3 protein-coding genes are annotated in these 5,682 nt (G+C 71.6%); all 3 read right to left on the bottom strand.

Annotated features, from left to right (window positions below):
* On the bottom strand, nt 1-1,964 hold a 1,964-nt coding region (locus tag ASD48_RS27230; protein ID WP_157880705.1), incomplete at its 3' end, for a type I polyketide synthase.
* Entirely contained in the window at nt 1,961-4,621 is a 2,661-nt protein-coding gene (locus ASD48_RS27225; RefSeq protein WP_107104413.1) for an SDR family NAD(P)-dependent oxidoreductase, read from the bottom strand. The genes ASD48_RS27225 and ASD48_RS27230, both read right to left, overlap by 4 nt.
* Before the next feature lie 373 nt (nt 4,622-4,994).
* Nucleotides 4,995-5,669 (bottom strand): polyketide synthase dehydratase domain-containing protein (locus tag ASD48_RS45015; RefSeq protein WP_348983232.1); only part of this gene is annotated, 675 nt, incomplete at its 3' end.
* Between the last annotated feature and the right edge of the window lie 13 nt (nt 5,670-5,682).

Here is a 5,682-nt window from a genome sequence, read left to right as displayed (position 1 = left end):
GCCGCATCCCCCAGCGAGAACACCCCCGCCACATACGCAGCCGCGATCTCCCCGATCGAATGCCCGATCAACACATCAGGCCGCACCCCGAAACTCTCCAACAACCGCACCACCGCCACCTCAAAAGCGAACAGCGCAGCCTGCGTCACCTCCGTCCGGCCCAACCGCTCACCGTCCCCGAACACGCCGGGATCCAGACCCAGCGCGTTACCCACCTCACCCAGCACCTCGCCGAACAAGGGATACGCAGACGCCAGTTCGGCACCCATACCGTTTCGCTGCGCCCCCTGGCCCGAGAAGGCGAACGCCACCCGCATGCCCTCACCGGCCACACCCCGCACCGGCAACTCCCGCAACCCACCCAGCAATGCGTCCCGATCGCGCCCCAGCACCACCGCCCGGTGCTCCCACACCGAACGCGACCCGACCAGCGAGAACCCCACATCCACCAAGTCCGTCTCGGGACGATCCTCGATGAACGCGGCCAACCGCTCAGCCTGCCCGGCCAGCCCCCACGGCACCACCGGAACCGGGACACGGACACCCGACTCGGCAACCGCCCCGACAGCGGACTCGGGCGCCTGCTCCACGATCACGTGCGCGTTCGTCCCACTGATCCCGAACGACGACACACCAGCCCGCCGCGGACGATCGACCTCCGGCCACTCCCGCGCCTCGGCCAGCAACTCCACCGCGCCCGACGACCAGTCCACATGCGGCGACGCCTCATCGACGTGCAGTGTCTTCGGCAGTACTCCGTGCCGCATCGCCTGGACCATCTTGATGACCCCGGCGACACCCGCCGCCGCCTGCGTGTGCGCGATGTTCGACTTGATGGACCCGAGCCACAACGGGCGTCCTTGCGGGCGTCCTTGGCCATAGGTGGCCAGCAGTGCCTGCGCCTCGATCGGGTCGCCCAGCGGTGTGCCGGTGCCGTGGGCCTCGACGACGTCGACGTCTTCCGGGTTCAGCCGCGCGTTGGCCAACGCGGCGCGGATCACCCTCTGTTGGGAAGGGCCGTTGGGGGCGGTGAGTCCGCTGCTGGCGCCGTCCTGGTTGACGGCGCTGCCCCGCAGTACGGCCAGCACCTCGTGCCCGTTGCGGCGGGCGTCCGACAGGCGCTCCAGCAGGAGGACGCCGACCCCCTCGGCCGGGCCGAAACCGTCGGCGGATGCCGAGAAGGCCTTGCAGCGGCCGTCCTCGGCGAGTCCGCGCAGACGGCTGAACTCGGTGAAGACCTTGGGGCTGGCCATCACGGTCACACCGCCCGCGAGGGCGAGCGAGCATTCGCCCGCGCGCAGCGCCTGGCCGGCGAGGTGGAGGGAGACCAGGGACGACGAGCAGGCCGTGTCCACGGTGACAGCCGGGCCCTCCAGTCCGAAGACGTAGGAGATGCGGCCCGCGATGACGCTGTGGGTGCTGCCGGTGACGAAGTATCCTTCGACCTCCGCGGGGGGCTGGTGCAGTCGGGTGACGTAGTCGGACCAGCCGGTGCCGTAGTAGACGCCGACGTGTTTGCCGCGCAGTGACCTGGGGGTGATGCCGGCACGCTCGATCGCTTCCCAGGAGGTCTCCAGCAGCAGGCGCTGCTGGGGGTCCATGGCGAGTGCCTCGCGCGGGGGGACGGCGAAGAAGTCCGCGTCGAAGTCTCCGGCGTCGCTCAGGAATCCGCCTTCGCGGACGTAGGTCCTGCCGGGCGCGTCCGGGTCGGGGTCATAGAGGGTGTCCATGTCCCAGCCGCGGTCCTCGGGGACGCCGGAGACCGCGTCCCGTCCCTCGTCGACGAGTCGCCACAGGTCCTCGGGGGATCGGACGCCGCCCGCGTAGCGGCAGGCCATGCCGACGATGGCGATGGGCTCCCGGGCCGCGTCCTCCAGCTTCCGGTTCTGCAGCCGGAGCCGTTCGGTCTCCTTCAACGACGCCCGGAGGGCTCCAACAACCTTGTCGGTCGACGCGTCAGTCACGAGCTCTGCCCTTCGGATCGTCCCGGCCCGCCGTTGTGGCCGGGCGCTTCGAACTGTGGTGATGCATCGGCCTGTTGCTGTTCGGTGGTGCCGAGTTCGCCGTGTGCCATGCGGATCAGGTCGGCGATGTCCATGTCGTCGACGGCGAGGGTCGTCTCCTCGGCACTCCGGCCTTCGTCGCCCGCTCCGCTGTCCGAGGTGAAGCGAGGGGCGTCGCCGGTTGCCTCGCCCTCGTCGGGAACGAGTTCCGTGCGCAGGTGGTGGGCGAGGGCGGCGGGGGTCGGATGGTCGAAGATGAGGGTGGCGGGGAGGCGCAGACCGACGGCCGTGTTGAGGCGGTTGCGCAGTTCCACCGCGGTCAGGGAGTCGAAGCCCAGGTCGAGGAAGCCCCGTTCGGCTTCCACGGCGTCGGGCTTGGCGTGGCCGAGCGTGGTTGCCGCGTGGCTGCGTACGAGGTCCAGCAGGGCGCGCGTCCGGTCCTCGTGGGAGAGCTGTACGAGGCGCTGGAGCAGGGCCGATACCTCCTGGCCGGAGGATCGGCCGGCCTTGCTGGTGGCGACGCGGCGACCGGGTGTGCGCACGAGACCCCGGAGCAGGGACGGCACGGTGCCCGCGCCGGCTTGCGCGCGCAGTCCGGCGGGGTCGAGACGGACGGGAACGAGCAGTGCCTCGTCCAGGGTGAGGGAGGTGTCGAGGAGTGCCATGCCCTGCGCGTTGGTGAGGGGGGCGAGCCCGGAGCGGGAGATCCGTGCGACGTCGTCGCCCTTGAACTCCCCGGTCATGCCGCTGGCTTCGGCCCACAGGCCCCAGGCGAGCGAGAGGGCGGGCAGGCCCTGGACCCTCCGGTGGTGGGCGAAGGCGTCCAGGAAGGAGTTGGCTGCCGCGTAGTTGCCCTGGCCCGGACTGCCGAGGGCACCGGAGGCCGAGGAGAACAGGACGAATCCGGCGAGGTCCAGATCCCTGGTCGCCTCGTGCAGGTTGAGCACGGCATCGACCTTCGGCCGCATCACCGTGTCGACGCGCTCCGCGTCCAGTGCGGCGATCGTGCCGTCCGCCAGGACGCCCGCGGTGTGGACGACCGCGGTCAGGGGGTGTTCGGACGGCACCTTGGCGACCAGCTCGGCCACCGCGTCCCGGTCGGCCACGTCACACGCGACGACCGACACATCCGCACCGGCCGCTTCCAGTTCGGCCAGCAGCTCCCGTGCTCCGGGCGCCTCCACGCCCCTCCGGCCGGCCAGCAGCAGGTGGCGTATCCCGTGTTCGGCCACCACGTGCCGGGCCACCAACGCGCCCAGGGCGCCCGTGCCGCCCGTGATCAACACGGTGCCGTCCGGGTCCCACACGGGCGGCATCGTCAGCACGTTCTTGCCGATATGCCGCGCCTGGCTGACGAACCGGAAGGCCTCCGCCGCCCGCCGCACGTCCCACGCCGTCACCGGCAGCTGCGTCAGCACCCCACGCTCGAAGAGTGCCACGATCTCGCGGAGGATCTCCTGAGTGCGCTGCGGGCCCGCTTCCATCATCTCGTAGAAGCGGTAGGCGACGCCGGAGTGCTCGGCAGCGACCTGCTCCGCGTCCCGTATGTCGGCCTTGCCCATCTCGACGAAGCGTCCGCCGCGCGGCAGCAGCCGCAGCGACGCGTCGACGAACTCACCGGCCAGGCTGTTCAACACGACGTCCACGCCGCGCCCGCCCGTGGCCGTGCGGAACGTGTCCTCGAAGTCGAGCGTCCGGGAGGACGCGATGTGTCCGGCGTCGAGACCGCCGGCTCGCAGCGTGTCCCACTTCGCCGGACTCGCCGTACCGAAGACCTCCGCGCCCAGGTGCCGGGCGAGCTGCACCGCGGCCATCCCCACACCGCCCGCCGCCGCGTGCACCAGCACCGATTCGCCCGCCCGCACCCCGGCAAGGTCCACCAGCCCGTAGTAGGCGGTGACGAAGGCGACCGGGACCGACGCGGCCTGCTCGAAGGTCCAGCCCTCGGGGATGCGCACCACGGTCCGGGAGTCGGTGACCGCGTCCGGTCCGAAGGACAGCGGGACGATGCCCATCACGCGGTCCCCCGGTTCCAGGCCGGTGACCTCGGAACCGACCTCCGTGACGACACCGGCCGCCTCGCCGCCCATCGCGCCGGGGTCCGGGTACATGCCGAGAGCGATCAGCACGTCACGGAAGTTGAGGCCGGCAGCGCGTACGGCGATCCGCACATCGAGCGGACCCAACGGCTCCGGCGTGCAGGGCACCAGCGTCAGGTTCTCCAGTGTGCCCGGGGTCGTCAGGTCCAGTCGCCAGGATGTGCCGACCGGTGGCACCAGCGCACCGTCCGTCGACGACCGCGCGGTCGTCGACCGCGTCAGACGCGCCGCCAGCGCGCGTCCGGCACGCACCACCACCTGCGGTTCACCGGAGCCCAGCACCCTGGGCAGCACCTCGGCCAGGGCGGCGTCCGCGTCAGTACCGGCTTCCAGGTCCACGAGCACGAACCGGCCCGGATTCTCGGTCTGCGCCGACCGCACCAGACCCCACACCGGGGCATGCGCCAGATCCGGTACGGCATCGCCGGGGGTCGCGCCCAGCGCTCCCCGGGTCACCACGACCAGGCGTGAGTCGGTGCAGCGTTCCTCGGAGAGCCACTGCTGAAGGAACGTCAGCATTCCGGCGGTGGCTTGACGTACCGCGTGCGTGAGACCGCCGCTCGCGCCGGAGGCGGGCTCGGAGGCTCCCGTCCCACAGGGAAGGACCACGAATTCCGGGAGGCTCTCGGCGTCCGGTCCGGCGGCGCCCTCGTCCAGCACCGTCCACCGGTCCGGTGACACCTCGTCGCCCGGCTTCAGCGGTGTCCAGTCGATCCTGAAGAGCGAGTCCTGTTCCCCACTGGACGGGTGGCTGAACTGGCCCGGGACCGCAAGGCGGGTGACGACGGCGTCGGCGGACGCGACCGGAGTGCCTTCGACGTCGGCGACCTGTACGGAGACGGAGTCCTCGCCCGTGGGCAGCAGCCGCACGCGCACGCTGGAGGCGCCCTGNCTGTACGGAGACGGAGTCCTCGCCCGTGGGCAGCAGCCGCACGCGCACGCTGGAGGCGCCCTGGGCGAACAGCGTCACCCCGCTCCACACGAACGGCAACCGCACTCGGCCGGCCTGTTCCGCGTCCGTGAGCCCGACATGGAGAGCCGCGTCCAGCAGCGCCGGGTGGAGGCCGAAGCCGGACGCACCGTCCGCGACGTCCTCGGGGAGGCTCACCTCGGCGAAGAGTTCCTCGCCGCGTCGCCAGGCCGCCCGCAGGCCCTGGAACACCGGCCCGTAGCCGTAGCCGGACTCGGTCAGGCCCTCGTAGAAGCCCTCCAGCGGAAGCGGCTCGGCGTCGGCCGGGGGCCACACCGCGAGGTCGAACACCTCCGCCGTGTCGTCCGGGGCGAGCACACCGTCGGCATGGCGGACCCAGTCCTGCCCCTCCCCCGTGAGGGAGTGCACGCTGACCCGCCGGAGCCCCGCCTCGTCCTCGGCCCCGACCCGCACCTGGATGGAGACCGTTCCCTCCGTGGGCACCACCAGGGGCGATTCGAGGGTGAGTTCGTCGAGGCGTCCGCAGCCGGCCTCGTCACCGGCCCGGATCGCCAGCTCCACGAACGCCGTACCCGGCAGCAGCACCGTCCCCGCCACCGCGTGATCCACCAGCCACGGATGCGTCCGCAACGACACCCGACCCGTCAGC

Source organism: Streptomyces sp. Root1310, from assembly GCF_001426425.1.
GTDB lineage: Bacteria > Actinomycetota > Actinomycetes > Streptomycetales > Streptomycetaceae > Streptomyces.
This window is presented reverse-complemented; position numbering and strand designations above follow the sequence as displayed.